Genomic DNA, 17523 nt, shown 5'->3' on the forward strand with positions numbered 1-17523 from the left:
CAGCGTGCTGGCGATCCGGCGCGCAGCGGCAGCAGTTATAGAATACGGCGACCCCCGATTTGTAGGGCCGTGCCAAGCTTTTAGTCTCAAACCCCACTAAACCAGTTGTACCCCTGATCCTCCCAATACCCGCCGGGGTTGTCGTTGCTGACGATGATCTCGACGATGTGCTTGGGGTTCTTGAAGCCCAGTTTGGTCGGCACCCTTACCCGCAACGGGTAGCCGTAGTCGGGTGGCAAGGCGACGTCGCCGAAGTCCAGTGCCAACAGCGTCTGCGGATGTAGCGCTGTGGGCATGTCCAGGCTGGAATAGTAGCGGTCGGCGCATTTGAAACCGACGTATCGCGCCGTGGTATCGGCCCCGATGTATTCCAGAAAGGTCCTGAGCGGCACGCCGCCCCATTGCCCTATCGCGCTCCAGCCTTCGATGCAGATCAGCCGCGTGATATCCGTGCGTTGCGGCAACTTGCGCAGGCCTTCCAGCGTCCACGCCTGCTTGTCGCGCACCAGCCCGGAAACCGCCAGTCGATAGTCCGACAGCTCCAGTTCCGGCACGTTGTACTCGGGATAGAACGCATTGAACGGAAACGGGTTGGTCAGCTGCGCCCTGGTATAAGTGGGCGCCAGTTTCTGACCCTTGAACAGCCAGGCCTGAACCCGATCATTCCAGCGCGACATGGCCCACAGTGCCTTGTCCACCTGATCGCCGTCCTGCAGGTTGCAGCCGGTGAGCATCGACATGGCGCCGACGGTCAGCCCGGTGCGCAGGAAATTGCGGCGCTGGATATCCACCAGCTGGCGCTGCTGCGCAGGTTCCAGATGGATGCGTTTGCGTGATTCGCTCATGACTCGATGCTTCCTTGATCCTGTACACGACGACCGCCGGTGATCATCGGCAGCAAGGTGCGCGGCACCAGCAGCACCAGTGCCAGATGGACGACGACGAACGCGCCGATGGCAGCCATCGCTGCAAAATGCACCCAACGCGCGGTGTCGAAACCGCCCATCAGGCTGGTCAGTTCCTGAAACTGCACCGGTTTCCAGATCGCCAGCCCGGACAGCACCACCAGCACACCCATCGCCAACACCAGCCAGTACATCAAGCGCTGCACCGCATTGTATTGACCGTGCACATGCACCAGCCGTAAACGCAGCGCGTCGAGGGCGTCACGTTTGACTTGGGCAGGCCGCACCGGCAGCAGGTCGCGACGAAAATGCCGACTGAACACGCCGTACAGCACGTAAACCAGGCCATTGATGACCAGCAGCCACATGACCGCGAAATGCCAGGCGATGGAACCGCCCAGCCAGCCGCCGAGGGTCAGTGCCTTGGGAAAAGTGAATGGCAGCAGGGGTGAGGCGTTGTAGATGCCCCAGCCGCTCAGAAACATGCAGACCATGCCCACCGCGTTGACCCAGTGGGTCAGGCGCACGGGCCAGGGATGAATCGGGCGGGTTTTCATGGTGAAGATCCCGAATGATGGACGAGGCCAGACGCAGGCCCGGCGCAAACCGGGCCGCGCCATGCGGGTTACATCGGTGGCGTGAAACCATCCTTGCCGACCGCGACGCCGCGTGCGGATTTGCCGTCATCGGCCGGGAACAGCACGACTTTGGCACCGGCTTTCAGCGCGCTGCGCTGGCCCGGTTCCACGTAGGCGATCGGTACATCTTCAGGCACGACCAACTGCTTTTCGCCGCCGTTGTACTGCACGGTCAAGGTGCGGCCGTTGGCCTTGGACAGCTTGCCCACGGTGCCGTTGGTCATGGTGCCGGTGCTGCCGTCGGCGTTTTCCCAGCCGTAGTGCCCTTCGCCGCTGCCCTTGAGGCTGGCTTCGAACACCGTCACTTCCAGCGCTTTCAAAGTGCCGTCTGCCTGGGGAATGGCGGCCGAACCGACGAAGCTGTCGGCCTTGATGGTGTCCAGCTCCGCCTTGGAGACCAGGCGGATGCCGGTCTTGTCGGTCAGCTGAATGCTCTGGTGCTGGCCGGCCCGGGTGGTGAAGTTCAGGGTGTCGGCTTGCAGGCTGTCGACGGTGCCGCGCATCGGCTTGACCACCGGCAGATCGGCGGCCTGGGTCATGACGGCGGCGCTGAGCAGAAGCAGGCCGAAGGTGGTGGACAGTGCAGTCTTCATCGGTGGTTCCTTGTATTGAAGGCATTTCGAGGAGAACGACACCCATGCTCGACCCGTCACCGGTACTGGAAAATGACCTGCCGATGACATTTTTGTCATTCGCGACCGCGCCGGATCAATGACAAAAATGTCACCGACGCGGGCGCCTCAGTTCGCTAGACTCTCGGTCCGGCGCCCCGCGGCGCCCCTCTGACCCGCATCCATCTGGCGAAGCCCGGCATGCATATCCTGTTGATCGAAGACGACACCAAGACCGGCGAGTACCTGAAAAAGGGCCTCGGCGAATCCGGCTATCAGGTCGACTGGGCCACCCACGGCGCCGACGGCCTGCACATGGCCCTGGAAAACCGCTACGACCTGATCGTGCTGGACGTGATGCTGCCCGGCATCGACGGCTGGCAGATCATCGAAGTGCTGCGCGCCAAACAGGATGTGCCGGTGCTGTTCCTGACCGCCCGTGACCAGTTGCAGGACCGGATTCGCGGTCTGGAACTGGGCGCCGATGATTATCTGGTCAAGCCGTTCTCGTTCACCGAGCTGCTGCTGCGCATTCGCACCATCCTGCGCCGGGGCGTGGTGCGCGAGGCGGATCACTTTCATCTGGCGGATCTGGAACTGGATCTGCTGCGCCGTCGGGTGACCCGCCAGCAGCAAGTGATCGTGCTGACCAACAAGGAATTTGCCCTGCTGCATCTGTTGCTGCGCCGCGAAGGCGATGTGCTGTCCAGGGCGCAGATCGCCTCGGAAGTCTGGGATATGAATTTCGACAGCGACACCAACGTGGTCGACGTCGCCATCAAGCGCCTGCGCAGCAAAGTCGACCTGCCCTACCCGGTCAAACTCATCCATACCGTGCGCGGCATCGGTTACGTGTGCGAGGTTCGGCCATGCGCGCCCGACGCCAGCCTTCCCTGACCCTGCGCTCGACGCTGGCCTTCGCCCTGGTGGCGATGTTCACCGTCGGCGGCGCGGGCCTTTATCTGTATCGGGCGATGGAACAGACGGTGATGCAGCGCAGCGACCACGCGGTGCTGGCGCGGCTGGACCATTTCCGCAAACTGCTGCGCTACGACCTGACTCTGGACAACCTGCAGAGCAGCCCGCAGCTGTTCGAGAACATGCTCGACAGTGAAGATGACATCTTCATCATCGGCGAGCCGGGCAAGCCTGCGGTGATTTCGGTCAACCCGTTGCACGCGCCGTTGCCCGAACTGCCCACGGTCGCCCAGGACCAGGCGTTGAAAGTCCAGGACCTGCGCAGCGGCGCCAGCCTGCAGGGCGTTCCGTTGCGGGCCGCCGCCGTGGAAGTGATGTCCGGCGGCATGCAGGTGCGCTTGCAGGCCGCACACCTGATGGTCAAGGAAACGGCCATGCTCGCCGGCCTGCGCCAGAAGATCTATGCCGCCGTGGCACTGGCCTTCGTCATCACCGCGCTGTTGGGCTACGTGCTGTTGCGCCGCGGGCTACGGCCGCTGCACCGAATGGCCGCCCACGCCGCCGCGATCACCCCGGCCAGCCTGCATACCCGTCTGGACAGCCGGGACGCGCCGGTGGAGCTGCAACCATTGGGTGAAGCGTTCAACGCGATGCTGGATCGGCTGGATGACGGTTATCGGCGCCTGACGCAGTTCTCCGCCGACCTGGCCCATGAAATCCGCACCCCGGTCGGCTCGTTGATGGGCCATTGCCAGGTCGCGTTGCGCCAGAACCGCAGCGCCGACGAGTACCAAGCGCTGCTGGCCTCCAACCTGGAAGAACTGGAGCGCATTTCCCGGCTGGTGGAAAGCATCCTGTTTCTGGCCCGCGCCGACGACCCAAAGGCGGTGCTGGAGCGCAAACCGCTGGACATGCATGACGAGCTGCAACGGGTAGCGGGCTATTTCGAGGGGTTGGCCGACGAGCGCGGACTGCTGTTGCACGCTGATGGCCAAGACACGCTGCTCGCCGAGCCGATCCTGCTACGGCGCGCCTTGAGCAATCTGGTCGCCAATGCAATTCGTTACGCCGATGAAGGCAGCGAAATTCACATGCGGGTCAGCCGGGTCGACGGCAGCTGTCGCCTGGAAGTGGAAAACCAGGGGCCGGAGCTGCCCCAGGCCAGTCTCGACCGACTGTGCGACCGATTCTATCGAGGCGACCCCTCCCGCCATCAGCGCTCCGATTCCAACGGCCTGGGCCTGGCCATCGTCGCGGCGATCATGCAACTGCATGGCGGGCGGGTCGAAGTCACGCAACCGGTGCGCGGGCAGATCCGCTTCAGCCTGATCTTCCCGCGCTGACCATCCGCAAGCCGGGCTCAGGCCTTCTTGTCGTGGTTGATGGTCAGTTTGTAGAAGGTCGCCGCGCCGCCTTCGGTGGCGTAGCCGGTGTTGTCCTGGGTGTACACGCCGGCCTTGAAGTACAGCAAACGGGTGCTCCAGGCCGAATCCAGCTTCACATTCCATACCGAATCATAGGCATTGACCGACAGGTTCCCGGCCGGCGTCAGGTGAATGCTGTAGCTGAAGCGCTCGTTCATCGGCACGCCCTGGGCCACGGTGATCACCTCGATTTCAGCATCCGGGCTGCGGCGCAGTTTGGCGACGATGTTGCCGGTCTTGAGCTTTTCCTTGTACTGGTACTCGACTTTGAGCAATGGCTCGGTGCTTTGGAACGCGTGGATCTGACCGATCACGATCTTGCCGCTCGACGGCACCTGATTCACGGTCAAGGCCGCGCGCAGAAAGTTGTCGGCCTGCGGGTAGGTCCAGTTGTTGGCGCGGCCGTCGGGCGTGGTCTCACGCAGCTCGGTGCGCGGGAACTTGGCATTGTCGGTGGTGGAACCGGTCACCGGCGCCCAGAAGAACAACGTGTTGCCGGACTTGAAGTAACCGTCCTGGTAACCGCTGACCAATTGTTGAGTGGCGATAGTGGCGGCTGGGATTCCGACGGGTACGGAAAGGTTCCAGGTGGCGAGGTCGATCATGGTATGGCTCGCAAGGCACCCTTTGGCGCCGACAGATGGCTCTAAAACGGGGCATTGAGCACCCGTTGGATTCATCATCGCTATCGGCAGTATTGAACGTTTTTTAAACAGCTGCCCGGGCGAGCAGCCGTCAAGGATCAGTCGAAAAAGCGTCAAAGCCACTATTTTGATATCAGAAAACCCACTCCTCCGAATGGATAGGAAAATGACCGGAGAACCGGTTCCTGTGCCCTGCACGCCATAAGACTGGCGTCATTTTTTTGAACGACGCGTAGTTCAATTCTCAAAATTGATACAGAAATACCGACGAACGGTAACGAATTAGTTCTTTTTCACCTGAACTTTTCCCATCTCGCAGTGCCGGGTCGACCTTTCGTCGCCGTGGCATCCCGTTGTCCGCTCTGCTCCGCGGTCCGGCGTCGCAGCCGGCAATTTCCGGTTGACCGAAAGACTTTGTTACAGGATATTATAGTTAGCAAGCTACTAATGTCGCGGCTAACAATATGGCTGCGAACTAAATACCCTTCATACCCGGTTGTTTTTCATGTCCCTGGAATCACTTCACCGAGCCGTCAGCAGTGCGATGGTGGCTGCGTCCCGTCACTGGCGGCGCAGTTGCCAGGCCACGCTGGTGACCTATGGCATTTCCGAAGCCTGCGCCGGGCCGCTGCTGGCCATCGCTCGCCTGGGCGACGGCGTCCATCAGGTGAAAGTTGCTCAGGCCGCCGGTATGGAAAGCCCGACTCTGGTGCGCTTGCTCGATCAGCTGTGTGCCGCCGGCATCGTCTGCCGCACCGAAGATCCCAATGACCGTCGCGCCAAGGCCCTGAGTCTGACCGAACACGGCCGGACGCTGGCATCGTCCATCGAAGGCGAACTGACGCGCCTGCGCGCCCATGCCCTGAAGGGCATCGACCAGGCCGATCTGGAAGCGACCTTGCGGGTATTCCAGGCTTTCAGCGATTTGTCCGGCGAGGCGCAGTCGTGAGCCTTGCCCTGAAAAACCTGGCCGTGAAAGGTTTCTTCGACGGCGTGCCGCCTGCTCGGGACTGGTTCTACGGGGTGCGCACCTTCGGCGCCTCGATGCTGGCGCTGTACATCGCGCTGCTGATGGAAATGCCGCGGCCTTACTGGGCGATGGCGACCGTCTATATCGTTTCCAGCCCCTTTGTCGGCCCCACCAGTTCCAAGGCGTTGTACCGCGTGGTCGGAACCCTGGCCGGCGCGGTGGCGTCGGTGTTGCTGGTGCCGCTGTTCGTGCAGACGCCGCTGTTGCTGGCGGTGGTCATCGGCCTGTGGACCGGCACTTTACTGTTTCTGTCGCTGCACCTGCGCACCGCCAACAGCTACGCGCTGATGCTGGCCGGTTACACCATGCCGCTGATTTCCCTGCCGGTGGTGGACAACCCGCAAGCGGTGTTCGAAGTGGCGGTGTCGCGCACCGAGGAAATCTTTCTCGGCATTCTCTGTGCGGCGGTGGTGGGTTCGATGTTCTGGCCCCGGCGCCTGGCGCCGGTGTTCCAGGCCACAACCGAAAAATGGTTCAACGATGCCGCAGCCTACAGTGAGCGGTTTCTGGGCCGCAATTTCGCAGCCGAAGAAGTCGGTGCGCTGCGCAACTCGATGGTCGCCAGCTTCAACTCGCTGGAAATGATGATCGGCCAGCTCAGTCACGAAGGCACCCGCAGGCAGACCGTGCGCAATGCCCATGAACTGCGCGGGCGCATGATCCACCTGTTGCCGGTCATCGATGCACTCGACGACGCACTCTGGGCGCTGGAACGCCGACCCCCTGCCCTGCTCGCCAGCCTCTCGCCGTTGCTCATGCAGGCACGGGAATGGCTGGAAAGCACGGCCGACGGGCCGCAACTGGACCGCTGGCAACTGCTGCACCGGGAAATGCAGCGCCTGCAACCGGACTCCGCCGCCCTGGACGACCGCGATCAATTGCTGCTGTCCAATACCCTGTTCCGCCTGGGTGAATGGATCGACCTGTGGCTCGATTGCCGGACCCTGCAATACGCCATCACGACCGACGACCCATCCCAATGGCGCGCGGTGTACCGGCACTGGCGGCTGGGCCGGCTGACACCGTTCCTGGACCGCGGGCTGATGCTGTATTCGGTCATTTCCAGCGTGCTGGCCATTATCGTCGCTTCGGTGCTGTGGATTCTGCTGGGCTGGAAGGACGGCGCCAGCGCGGTGGCTCTGGCGGCAGTGTCGTGCAGTTTCTTTGCGGCCATGGATGACCCGGCGCCGCAGATCTATCGGTTCTTCTTCTGGACCATGCTGTCGGTGGTGTTCGCCAGCCTGTACCTGTTCGTGGTGCTGCCCAATCTGCACGACTTCCCGATGCTGGTGCTGGCTTTCGCCGTGCCGTTCATTTGCGTCGGCACCCTGACCGTCCAGCCGCGCTTCTTCCTCGGCACCTTGTTGACCATCGTCAACACCTCGTCCTTCATCAGCATCCAGAGTGCCTACGACGCCGACTTCCTGAATTTCCTCAACTCCAACCTGGCTGGCCCTGCCGGCTTGTTGTTCGCCTTTATCTGGACTTTGGTGTTGCGCCCGTTCGGCGTGGAGCTGGCGGCCAAGCGCCTGACCCGCTTCAGTTGGCGCGACATTGCCAGCCTCAGCGACAACGCGACCCTGGCCGAGCATCGCCGGTTAGGCGTACAGATGCTCGACCGCCTGATGCAGCAGTTGCCACGCCTGACCCTCACCAAACAGGACACCAACATCGCCCTGCGCGAACTGCGGGTGGCCCTGAACATGCTGGACCTGCTGGCCTACACGCCACGTGCGGCATCAGGTGCTCAGGCGCTGCTGCGGCAGGTGGTGGAGGAAGTCGGGAGCTATTTCCGCGCCTGCTTGAAGGCCGGCGAACGCGCTCCGGCGCCCAAAGCCCTGCTGATGACCATGGACCGCGCCCGCCGCGCCTTGACCGCTCAGGACATGGGCGACGATCCGGCGCGCCTGCATTTACTGCATGCCCTGAGCGGCCTGCGTCTGGCGCTGCTGCCGGGTGTGGAGATCGTCGCCGCCGGTGAAACCACAGAACCACTGCCCCACGGGCTGGATGGAGCCCCGTTATGATCGGTGACCTGGATATCAGCGGCATCTTCATCCCCACCTTTCTGGCACTGATGGGCTTTGCCTATGTGCTGTTTCTCGGCGTGCATGCCGTGCTGTCGCGCGCTCATTTCTACCGCCTGGTCTGGCACCGGGCTTTGTTCAACGTAGGTCTATACGCTTTGCTCCTCGGCGCCGTGGATACTCTCAGTCGATACCTGATGACATGAAAAAACCGATACTGACATTGGGCCGCGTGGTCCTGACTTTGCTGGTGGTTGCCCTCGCCGCAGTCGTGGTGTGGCGCATGGTGATGTATTACATGTACGCGCCCTGGACCCGTGACGGCCACATTCGCGCCGACATCGTGCAGATCGCGCCGGACGTGTCCGGGCTGATCCAGAAGGTCGAGGTAACCGACAACCAGCCCGTGCACCAAGGCCAGGTGCTGTTCACCATCGATCAGGACCGCTTCCGCCTGGCATTGCGCCAGGCCCAGGCGACGGTCGCCGAGCGCCAGGAAACCTGGGAACAGGCTCGCCGCGAGAACAAGCGCAACCGTGGCCTGGGCAACCTGGTGGCCCGCGAGCAGCTGGAAGAAAGCCAGTCCCGCGAGGCCCGGGCACTGTCGGCCCTCAACGAGTCGAAAGTCGCCGTGGACGCTGCCCAGCTGAACCTGGACCGTTCGGTGATCCGCAGCCCGGTAGATGGCTATCTCAACGACCGCGCCCCGCGCACGCACGAGTTCGTCACCGCCGGCCGCCCGGTGCTGTCGGTGGTGGATGCGGCGTCGTTCCACATCGACGGTTATTTCGAAGAAACCAAGCTCGACGGCATTCATATCGGCCAGGGCGTGGACATCCGGGTGATCGGCGACAACGCCCGGCTGACCGGCCATGTGGTGAGCATCGTCGCCGGTATCGAAGACCGCGACCGCAGCAGCGGCTCCAACCTGCTGCCCAACGTCAACCCGGCGTTCAGCTGGGTACGCCTGGCCCAGCGGATTCCGGTGCGGATCGCCTTCGATGAAGTGCCCGCCGATTTCCGCATGATCGCCGGGCGCACTGCCACGGTGTCGATCATCGATGAGCGTCCGGGAGCCGCACAATGAATCACCTCGCCCGCCTGGCAACGGTCGGATTCGGCCTGTTGCTGTCCGCCTGCCAGATGGTCGGCCCGGACTACCGGATGCCAGAAGACGGCGCCATCACCCGGCCCGACCTGCAAGGCGCACTGGCCGGCAGCTCGGTGAACGCCGTATCGGCGCCGGTCCCCGCTCACTGGTGGCGTTTGTACCAGGACCCGCGTGTCGATGAACTGGTGCGCCAGGCGTTGGCGTCCAACACCGACCTGCGCATCGCCGCCGCCAACCTGCAACGGGCGCGCTATCAGACCGCCGAAGCCGAGGCTGCCGGTGGTTTCAGCAGTGGCGCCAAAGTCGGCGCCCAGCGTTTGCAGGAATCTGGCGAAGCCTTTCTGCTGGCCGACAAGGTGCCGGTGGCCAATGTCGGTGACGTGGGCCTGACCACGTCCTATCAATTCGATCTGTTCGGGACGTTGCAGCGCGGTATCGAAGCGGCCCAGGCCAATGTCGACGCGGCCCAGGCGGCGGCCGATACGGCGCGCATCACATTGGTGGCGGATGTGGTTCGCGCCTACACGCAGGTCTGCGCCGCCAACGAAGAGCTGGACATTGCCCGTGAATCCCTGGACTTGCAGCAGCAGAGCGTGACGCTCAACCAGCGGCTACGCGATGCGGGCCGTGGCGATGAAACCCAGGTGACCCGGTCCCAGACTCAGTTCAAATCCTTGCGCGCAGAACTACCGCGATATGAAGCGCAGCGCCAGGCCGGGCTGTTCAAACTGTCGATGCTGCTGGCCAGGCCGCTGGAGCAACTGCCGGCGGGAGTAAGCCACTGCAACGAGCTGCCGCACATCGCCCAGGTGATGCCGGTGGGCGATGGCGCTGCGCTGTTAAAACGCCGACCGGACGTGCGCCAGGCCGAACGCCAGTTGGCCGCCGCCACCGCACGCATCGGCGTGGCCACCGGCGAGCTGTATCCGGACATCAGCATCGGCGCGAGCATCGGCACCATCGGCATGCTTGAAAACCTCGGCAAACCGGCGGCCAATCGCTGGGGCTTTGGCCCGTTGCTGAACTGGACCGTGCCGTCCAACGGTTCCCGCGCGCGCATCCATGAAGCCGAAGCCTCGACCCAGGCGGCATTGGCGCGCTTCGACGGCGTGGTGCTCAACGCCATCCGCGAAACCCAGACCGGCCTTGCGCAATACACCGCGCTGCTGGACCGTCGCGATGCATTGAAGGAAGCCGAGCAATCCGCCCAGGAAGCGGCCGAGCAGACGCACCGTTTCTACGAGGCAGGCCGCGCTTCGTTCCTGGCCGACCTGCAGGCGACCCGCACCTACACCGACGTCCGCGCCCAACTGGCCGCCGCCAACACCCAGGTTGCCATCGGCCAGATCGACCTGTTCCTGGCGCTGGGTGGGGGTTGGGAGAAGGAGGATGTTCCACAGTAGGAACGGCGCAGAACTTGTGGGAGCGGAGCGCCGCCCGGTCCGCTCCCACCGTGTTCTTATCCTTGCCCTTGCGCTACAACCCCCATTCCTCCTAGGCTCACGCGATCTTCATTTCGGAAAACACCATGGACACCTCTCTCAGCCGCCGCGAACGGCTGCATGTCGTCATCTTCCAGGCTGACACGCCCGCGGGACGCCGCTTCGACAAGATTCTGCTGGTCATCATCCTGCTGAGTCTGCTGGTCACCGTCATCGACAGCATCGAAAGCATCCACCGCGAGTACGCGGACCTGTTCGCCTATATCGAATGGGGCTTCACCCTCACCTTCGCCGTCGAATACCTGCTGCGCCTGTACTGCTCGCCGCGACCGATGAAATACGCGTTCAGCTTCTATGGCCTGGTGGATCTGCTGGCCATCGTGCCGGGCGTGCTGGCGATCTATTACAGCGACGCCCAATACCTGCTGATCGTGCGGATCGTGCGCATGCTGCGGATTTTCCGGGTGCTCAAGCTCGGCAACTATCTGCGCCAGGCCAACTACCTGCTGGCGGCACTGCGCGGCAGCAAGCAGAAAATCATCGTGTTCCTGGTCACGGTTTCCACACTGGTCACCATTTTCGGCACGCTGATGTACGTGATCGAAGGCCCCGAGCACGGCTTCACCAGCATTCCCAAGGGCATCTACTGGGCGATCGTGACCCTGACCACGGTGGGTTTCGGCGACATCGTGCCCAAGACGCCATTGGGCCAGATGCTCTCTTCGCTGGTGATGATCACCGGTTACTCGATCATCGCCGTGCCCACCGGCATCTTCACCGCCGAGCTGGCCAATGCCATGCGCGGTGAACAGCTCAAGCACGACTGCCCGGTGTGCGCTAAAAAATTTCACGAGCACGGCGCCGCGTTCTGCTCGCGTTGCGGCAACGCGCTGTTCACCAGGCTGGAAAAGCAGCTATAAGCACAGACGTTTTTGATCTTTAGCAGGCGCGGGCTCTGCGGCTATAGTCGCGGCAATCCGCCATCAATCGACGACATCGACATAACAAGGACTTTGCAGTGAACAGACTTTTCGCCGCTTCGTTACTCGCCGCAGGCCTGGCCTTCGCTGGCGCGGCCCAGGCTGCCCCGACCCTGCTCAACGTTTCCTACGACGTCATGCGTGACTTCTATAAGGACTACAACAGCGCCTTCCAGAAGCATTGGAAAGCCGAGCACAAAGAAGACGTGACGGTGCAGATGTCCTTCGGCGGTTCTAGCAAGCAGGCGCGTTCGGTCATTGATGGGCTGCCGGCCGATGTCATCACCATGAACATGGCGACCGACATCAACGCGCTGGCCGATAACGGCGAACTGGTGCCGAAGGACTGGGTCAGTCGCCTGCCGAACAACAGCGCACCGTTCACCTCGGCCACCGTGTTTATCGTGCGCAAGGGCAACCCCAAGGCGCTGAAGGACTGGCCGGACCTGATCAAGGACGGCGTGGAAGTGATCGTGCCCAATCCGAAAACCTCGGGTAACGGCCGCTACACCTACTTGTCTGCCTGGGGCTATACCCTGAAGAACGGCGGCGACGAAGCCGCAGCGCGCAAGTTCGTCGGTGCGCTGTTTGCCCACGTCCCGGTGCTGGACACCGGCGGCCGTGGCGCGACCACCACTTTCATGACCAACCAGATCGGCGACGTGCTGGTGACCTTCGAAAACGAAGCGGAAATGATCGCCCGTGAATTCGGCCGCGATCAGTTCGAAGTGGTCTACCCGAGCGTTTCTGCCGAAGCCGAACCGCCGGTGAGCGTGGTGGACAAGGTGGTCGAGAAGAAACAGTCCCGGGCATTGGCCGAAAGCTATCTGAAATACCTGTGGTCGCCGGAAGGCCAGGAAATCGCCGCCACCAACTACCTGCGTCCGCGTAACCCGGACGTGCTGGCCAAGTACAAGGACCGTTTCCCGAAAGTCGACTTCCTGTCCGTGGAGAAAACCTTCGGTGACTGGCGCACCGTGCAGAAGACCCACTTCATCGACGGCGGGGTGTTCGACCAGATTTATCCGGCGAAGTAGTAATAGCTCGACGTAAAAACGGCGACCTCCTGTGGGAGCGAGCTTGCTCGCGACGAGGCCGGTGAATCCACAGCATTTTCGGGGTCTGTGCATCCGCTGTCGCGAGCAAGCTCCCTCCCACGAATAAAAACGGCGACCCTGAGGTCGCCGTTTTTTTAGGTCAATCACTGCCCGAACTTGCGACCCAATCCGGCCGGTACACCGCTGGCATCGGTGGCTTCCCACGGGCCGTCGAGACTGGTGGCCCAGCTCCAGCCGTCGTTCCATTTGTAGTAGGTGCGCTGGCGGTAGAAGGTATTGGGCTGACCGTCCATCACGTACACGCCCATCCGCGCATCCCAATGACTGTCACCGCCCGGTGGCGGAGCGAAGCTGGCGGAAGTTTTCGGCCCGCTGGACGGCGCCTTGGCCGGCGCCTGAGGTGGTTTCTTCGGGGTCGCGCCCGGACGTGGCGCACCCGGCTGCTGAGTGCCGGGCAAGGTCTGGATCGGTTCCTGACTGCGTGGTCCCGGAGGCTGATGCACCGCACAGGCACTCAGGCCAAGAACCATACCCAACAAGGTGACACGAGCAGTGCGGTACATAAGCGAATTCTCTAGTTATCTGGACTGTCGATGGTCAGCGTCTGCAGAGCGGTTACGCTAGCGGCCAGGGGCTGGCTGCGGCCAATCCACTCTCCAGTGGTCGGCTGACCTGCACGGGACACCCGCGCACTGAGTTGGACTTGCGCAAAGTTCGACAGTTTCAGTTGCGGCATCATTGCGTCGGCATCAGTCAGCAGTACCTCGGTCGGCAGATCGGCAATTGTCACCCGCTTGACCGCCAGCGGTGCCGGCGGACCCTCCACGGCGCGGGCAAAGATGAACACGCTGTCACCCGGTAGCACCCTGGCCTTGAGCGCCGGCGCCAGCTCGACCCGCAATCTGATACCCGCCTGTTGCGCAACGTTTGCTGCCTGTTCGCCGCCCTCGGCGAGTTTTTCCCGCGCGCGGGCAATGCCGCCTTCCAGCGCCGAACCGGACTGGTCCTTCTCCGGCAGTGCCGCCAGCAGCCGCGTCCAGTAATCGACGGCCGCTGCATAGCGCTCGGTCTCGAACGCGGCGATACCCAGCAGTCCCAAACTGGTGACTTCCTTGGGATCGCCCTTGAGCGCCTCGTCGGTCAACGCCTGGACCTGAGGAGTGAATGACTTGTCGCCGGCGAAATACAGCGCCTGAGCCCACTGCCCGAGCAGTTCCGGCTGACGCCCGGCCAACGCGACCGCCCGTTCGAAACTGCGCGCCGCTTCCACCGGCCGTTCCTGGGACATGTAGCTGCGCGCCAGGAAATACCAGCTTTGGACTGAATCGGGCTGTGCCTTGACGGTACGTTCGAGCCGCTGGATCACATCCTCCAGGGAATTGGGCGGCTGCTCGAACTCGCGGGTCAGCTCGACCTTGTCGCTGGAACCCAGGTGCAGGTACAGACCCAGGCCGGTCAGCGGCACCAGCAGCGCTGCCAGCAACGGCAGCGCCTTGCCCAGCCGGGCATTGCGGGCCGTCGTGGCGTCTTGGGTATCGGCCAGCAATTCGCGGGCGGCTTCGGCTCGACCGTTTTCCAGCTGCGCGGCGCTGAGCACACCTTCTTCACGCAGGTCGTGGAGTTGCGCCAGACGTTCCTGATACAACGAAACGTTGACCGCTTCACGGTCTTGCTCGACCAGCGCTCGCTGACCACGCAGGAGCGGAACCAGTAGAAAACTCAAGGCCGCCAGGAGCAGCAGGCCGACGGCCATCCAGAAATCGATCATTCTCGGTTCTTATCCAACAGTTGGGAGAGGCGCTGACGCTCCTCGTCGGAAAGCACATCGGCCTGTTCGCGGCGAGTGCCACGACGACGGCCGACGATGACGCCGATCACCACCAGCCCGCCGCCCAGCAACAGCGCCGGGCCGAACCACAGCAACCAGGTGCGGGAACTCAGCTCGGGCTTGTAGCGCACGAACTCACCGTAGCGGTCGACCATGAATTCGATGATCTGCCGATTGCTCTGGCCTTCTTCGAGCATGCGATAGATTTCCTTGCGCAGGTCGGCCGCGATCGGCGCGTTGGAATCGGCGATGTCCTGGTTCTGGCATTTGGGGCAGCGCAGCTCGCGAGTCAACTCGCTGTAGCGGGCGCGTTCGGCCTCGTCACGAAACTGATAGGCATCGATGGCGGCCTGGGCGACACCGGCCAATCCGATGCTCAACACTGCGGCAAGCATCCAGCGCTTCATGGCGTTTCATCCACAAGGGCCTGATACAACCCGGCGAGTTTTTCCCGCCAGACCGTTTCGTCGATGACCCCGACGTATTTGTGACGAATGATGCCCTTGCGGTCGATCAGGAAGGTTTCCGGCGCACCGTACACGCCCAGGTTGAGGCCCAGTGAGCCTTGCTCGTCACGAATATTGAGCAGGTAAGGATCGTGGAAATCCTTCAGCCACTTGAGGGCGTCGGCGTTCACGTCCTTGTAGTTGACGCCGTAGATCCGCACGCCTTGTCCGGCCAGTTTGTTGAGCACCGGATGCTCCGCGCGACAGGCGATGCACCAAGTGGCCCAGACGTTGACCAGCGCCGGTTTGCCCAGCAGGTCGGCGCGGGTCAGCAGCCTGTCGCTCTGCACCTCGCGCAGGGAAAACTCCGGGAACGGTTTGTCGATCAGGGCCGACGGCAGCTCGGCCGGGTCCAGGTACAGGCCGCGATAGAGAAACAGCGCCACGCCAAGGAAGATCAACAGCGGCAATACCATGATCCAGCGCTTCATACTGCTGCTCCCGTCAATGCCAGCGTCTCGCGCTCCCGGCGCTCGGCCTTGGAACGATAACGTCGATCCAGCGCGGCCAGCACACCGCCCAGCCCGGTCAGCAGCCCGCCGAACCAGATCCAGCGCACGAAGGGTTTGACATGGACCCGCACCGCCCAGGCGCCGTTGCCCAGCGGTTCGCCGAGGGCGACGTACAGGTCACGGGTGAAACCGGCGTCGATACCCGCTTCGGTCATCATCGACTGCTGCACGCTGTACAGGCGTTTTTCCGGATGCAGGACGCTGATCACCTGGCCGTCGCGCAGCACGCGGATGGTGCCGCGGTCGGAGGTGAAGTTCGGTCCCTGATAATGGCGTGCCCCGTCGAATACGAACCGGTAACCGCCCAGCTCGGTGGACTCACCGGGCGCCAGGCGCAGATCGCGTTCGGCACTGTACTGACTGGAGAGCACCACGCCCAGTGCACAAACGGCAATGCCGATGTGCGCCAGTTGCATGCCCCAGTAACTGCGGGTCAGGCCGCGCAGGCCCTGGAACAGTCCCTTGTGGCGGGTCTTGTCCAACAGGTCGCGAACCCCGGCCAACAGCACCCAGGCGGCCAGCAATACAGTCGCCAGCACCGCCCAGTTGAAATCGCCCATGAGCAGGCCCACCACCACCGCCAGCGCGGCGCTGCCCAGCAGCACCGGGGTGAGCATGCCAACCAGCCACTTGAGCGGCGTGTCTTTCCAGCGCACCAGCACGCCAACCGCCATGACCCCCATCAGCAGCGCCATCAAGGGCACGAACATGGCATTGAAATACGGCGGCCCGACCGACATCTTGGCGCCGCTCAAGGCATCGAGCACCAGCGGATACAGGGTGCCGAGCAAAATCATCGAGGCCGCCACCACCAGCACCAGGTTATTGCCCAGCAACAGGGTTTCCCGCGACCAGAGGCCGAAACCAACGTGGCTTTTGACCACCGGCGCCCGAATCGCGAACAGCGTCAGCGAACCGCCGACCACCACCAGCAGGAATGCGAGGATGAACACGCCGCGGGCCGGATCGGACGCGAACGCATGTACCGAGGTCAACACGCCGGAACGCACCAGGAAAGTGCCCAGCAGGCTCAGGGAAAAAGCCGCAATGGCCAGCAGCACGGTCCAGCTTTTGAACACGCCGCGCTTTTCCGTGACGGCCAGCGAGTGAATCAGCGCAGTGCCCACCAGCCACGGCATGAAGGAGGCGTTTTCCACCGGGTCCCAGAACCACCAGCCGCCCCAGCCCAGTTCGTAATAGGCCCACCAGGAACCCAGGGTGATGCCGATCCCCAGGAACGCCCAAGCCACGATGGTCCACGGCCGCGACCAGCGTGCCCAGGCCGCGTCGAGTCGACCGCCCAGCAAGGCGGCGATGGCAAAGGCGAAGGCCACGGAGAAACCGACGTACCCCATGTAGAGCATCGGCGGATGCACGATCAGCCCGATATCCTGCAACAGCGGATTCAGATCGCGGCCATTGGCCGGAATCTGCGGCAGGATTCGCGAGAACGGATTGGAGGTCAGGATCAGGAACAACATGAAGCCGACACTGATCATGCCCATCACCGCCAGGACCCGCGCGAGCATGACTTGCGGCAGTCCGCGGGAGAACACCGACACCGCGAAGGTCCAGCCGCCGAGGATCAACGCCCAGAGCAGCAGCGAACCTTCGTGTGCGCCCCACACGGCGCTGAACTTGTAATACCACGGCAGCGCACTGTTCGAGTTTTCGGCGACGTACGCGACCGAAAAATCGTCAGCCATGAAAGCCTGGGTCAGACAGCCGAAGGCGAACACCAGGAAGGCGAATTGGCCCCACGCGGCCGGCCGCGCCAGACTCATCCACAAGCGGTCGCCGCGCCAGGCACCGATCAGCGGGATAAAGGCTTGTACCACGGCGAAGCACAGCGCCAGGATCATGGCCAGATGGCCGAGTTCAGGAATCAT

At 62.9% G+C, this 17523-nt stretch carries 18 protein-coding genes; 9 read left to right on the forward strand and 9 right to left on the reverse strand.

Going from position 1 to position 17523, the window contains the following annotated elements:
• Window positions 1-86: 86 nt before the first annotated feature.
• From EGJ27_RS11860 to EGJ27_RS11870, 3 genes are all read right to left on the reverse strand, one after another.
• Complete coding sequence (locus tag EGJ27_RS11860; protein WP_125830933.1) at window positions 87-845, reverse strand: molybdopterin-dependent oxidoreductase; 759 nt, start codon at window positions 843-845, stop codon at window positions 87-89.
• Window positions 842-1462 carry a cytochrome b/b6 domain-containing protein gene (locus tag EGJ27_RS11865; protein WP_125830934.1) on the reverse strand — a complete coding sequence of 207 codons (621 nt, stop codon included), beginning with the start codon at window positions 1460-1462 and terminating at the stop codon, window positions 842-844. Before EGJ27_RS11865 ends, EGJ27_RS11860 begins: the two co-directional genes overlap by 4 nt.
• Before the next feature lie 68 nt (window positions 1463-1530).
• Window positions 1531-2136, reverse strand: coding sequence for a hypothetical protein (locus tag EGJ27_RS11870; RefSeq protein WP_125830935.1), 606 nt, complete (start codon window positions 2134-2136; stop codon window positions 1531-1533).
• A 219-nt stretch (window positions 2137-2355) separates the two neighbouring features.
• Between EGJ27_RS11870 and EGJ27_RS11875 the strand changes: the two genes are divergently transcribed.
• Together EGJ27_RS11875 and EGJ27_RS11880 are read left to right on the forward strand one after the other, a co-directional pair.
• Window positions 2356-3051: a heavy metal response regulator transcription factor gene (locus tag EGJ27_RS11875; protein WP_125830936.1), complete on the forward strand. Its 696-nt coding sequence runs from the start codon at window positions 2356-2358 to the stop codon at window positions 3049-3051.
• On the forward strand, window positions 3024-4415 hold the full coding sequence (locus EGJ27_RS11880) for a heavy metal sensor histidine kinase (protein ID WP_125830937.1): 1392 nt from the start codon (window positions 3024-3026) through the stop codon (window positions 4413-4415). Before EGJ27_RS11875 ends, EGJ27_RS11880 begins: the two co-directional genes overlap by 28 nt.
• A gap of 17 nt (window positions 4416-4432) precedes the next feature.
• Here the strand turns inward: EGJ27_RS11880 and EGJ27_RS11885 are convergent, their stop codons facing one another.
• Complete coding sequence (locus EGJ27_RS11885) at window positions 4433-5101, reverse strand: polysaccharide lyase family 7 protein (protein ID WP_125830938.1); 669 nt, start codon at window positions 5099-5101, stop codon at window positions 4433-4435.
• A gap of 544 nt (window positions 5102-5645) precedes the next feature.
• Here EGJ27_RS11885 and EGJ27_RS11890 point away from each other — a divergent pair.
• The 7 genes from EGJ27_RS11890 to EGJ27_RS11920 all read left to right on the forward strand — a co-directional run bounded on the left by EGJ27_RS11890 (window position 5646) and on the right by EGJ27_RS11920 (window position 12767).
• On the forward strand, window positions 5646-6089 hold the full coding sequence (locus tag EGJ27_RS11890) for a MarR family winged helix-turn-helix transcriptional regulator (RefSeq protein ID WP_125830939.1): 444 nt from the start codon (window positions 5646-5648) through the stop codon (window positions 6087-6089).
• 23 nt (window positions 6090-6112) lie between these two features.
• A complete protein-coding gene (locus EGJ27_RS11895) occupies window positions 6113-8197 on the forward strand; it encodes an FUSC family protein (RefSeq protein ID WP_177523015.1) in 2085 nt (694 codons plus the stop codon).
• Window positions 8194-8403: a DUF1656 domain-containing protein gene (locus EGJ27_RS11900; RefSeq protein WP_125830940.1), complete on the forward strand. Its 210-nt coding sequence runs from the start codon at window positions 8194-8196 to the stop codon at window positions 8401-8403. Before EGJ27_RS11895 ends, EGJ27_RS11900 begins: the two co-directional genes overlap by 4 nt.
• The gene (locus EGJ27_RS11905) at window positions 8400-9284 is read left to right on the forward strand and encodes an HlyD family secretion protein (protein ID WP_125830941.1); all 885 of its coding nucleotides are present in this window, start codon (window positions 8400-8402) and stop codon (window positions 9282-9284) included. Before EGJ27_RS11900 ends, EGJ27_RS11905 begins: the two co-directional genes overlap by 4 nt.
• Window positions 9281-10711, forward strand: coding sequence for an efflux transporter outer membrane subunit (locus tag EGJ27_RS11910; RefSeq protein WP_125830942.1), 1431 nt, complete (start codon window positions 9281-9283; stop codon window positions 10709-10711). The genes EGJ27_RS11905 and EGJ27_RS11910 overlap by 4 nt, the downstream gene beginning before the upstream one ends.
• 125 nt (window positions 10712-10836) lie before the next feature.
• The gene (locus EGJ27_RS11915; RefSeq protein ID WP_125830943.1) at window positions 10837-11670 is read left to right on the forward strand and encodes an ion transporter; all 834 of its coding nucleotides are present in this window, start codon (window positions 10837-10839) and stop codon (window positions 11668-11670) included.
• Between the two features lie 98 nt (window positions 11671-11768).
• Entirely contained in the window at window positions 11769-12767 is a 999-nt protein-coding gene (locus EGJ27_RS11920) for a sulfate ABC transporter substrate-binding protein (protein ID WP_125830944.1), read from the forward strand.
• A gap of 164 nt (window positions 12768-12931) precedes the next feature.
• Here the strand turns inward: EGJ27_RS11920 and EGJ27_RS11925 are convergent, their stop codons facing one another.
• The 5 genes from EGJ27_RS11925 to EGJ27_RS11945 are packed head-to-tail and all read right to left on the reverse strand — an operon-like array spanning window position 12932 to window position 17523.
• Window positions 12932-13351 (reverse strand): hypothetical protein, encoded by a 420-nt coding sequence (locus EGJ27_RS11925; protein WP_125830945.1) that lies wholly within the window; start codon window positions 13349-13351, stop codon window positions 12932-12934.
• 11 nt (window positions 13352-13362) lie between these two features.
• Entirely contained in the window at window positions 13363-14556 is a 1194-nt protein-coding gene (ccmI, locus tag EGJ27_RS11930) for a c-type cytochrome biogenesis protein CcmI (protein WP_125830946.1), read from the reverse strand.
• Window positions 14553-15023, reverse strand: coding sequence for a cytochrome c-type biogenesis protein (locus EGJ27_RS11935; protein WP_125830947.1), 471 nt, complete (start codon window positions 15021-15023; stop codon window positions 14553-14555). Before EGJ27_RS11935 ends, ccmI begins: the two co-directional genes overlap by 4 nt.
• A complete protein-coding gene (locus EGJ27_RS11940) occupies window positions 15020-15553 on the reverse strand; it encodes a DsbE family thiol:disulfide interchange protein (protein WP_125830948.1) in 534 nt (177 codons plus the stop codon). Before EGJ27_RS11940 ends, EGJ27_RS11935 begins: the two co-directional genes overlap by 4 nt.
• Window positions 15550-17523 (reverse strand): heme lyase CcmF/NrfE family subunit, encoded by a 1974-nt coding sequence (locus tag EGJ27_RS11945; RefSeq protein WP_125830949.1) that lies wholly within the window; start codon window positions 17521-17523, stop codon window positions 15550-15552. Before EGJ27_RS11945 ends, EGJ27_RS11940 begins: the two co-directional genes overlap by 4 nt.

The sequence above is a fragment of the Pseudomonas sp. v388 genome (genome assembly GCF_003935425.1).
In the GTDB taxonomy this organism is placed as follows: Bacteria; Pseudomonadota; Gammaproteobacteria; order Pseudomonadales; family Pseudomonadaceae; genus Aquipseudomonas.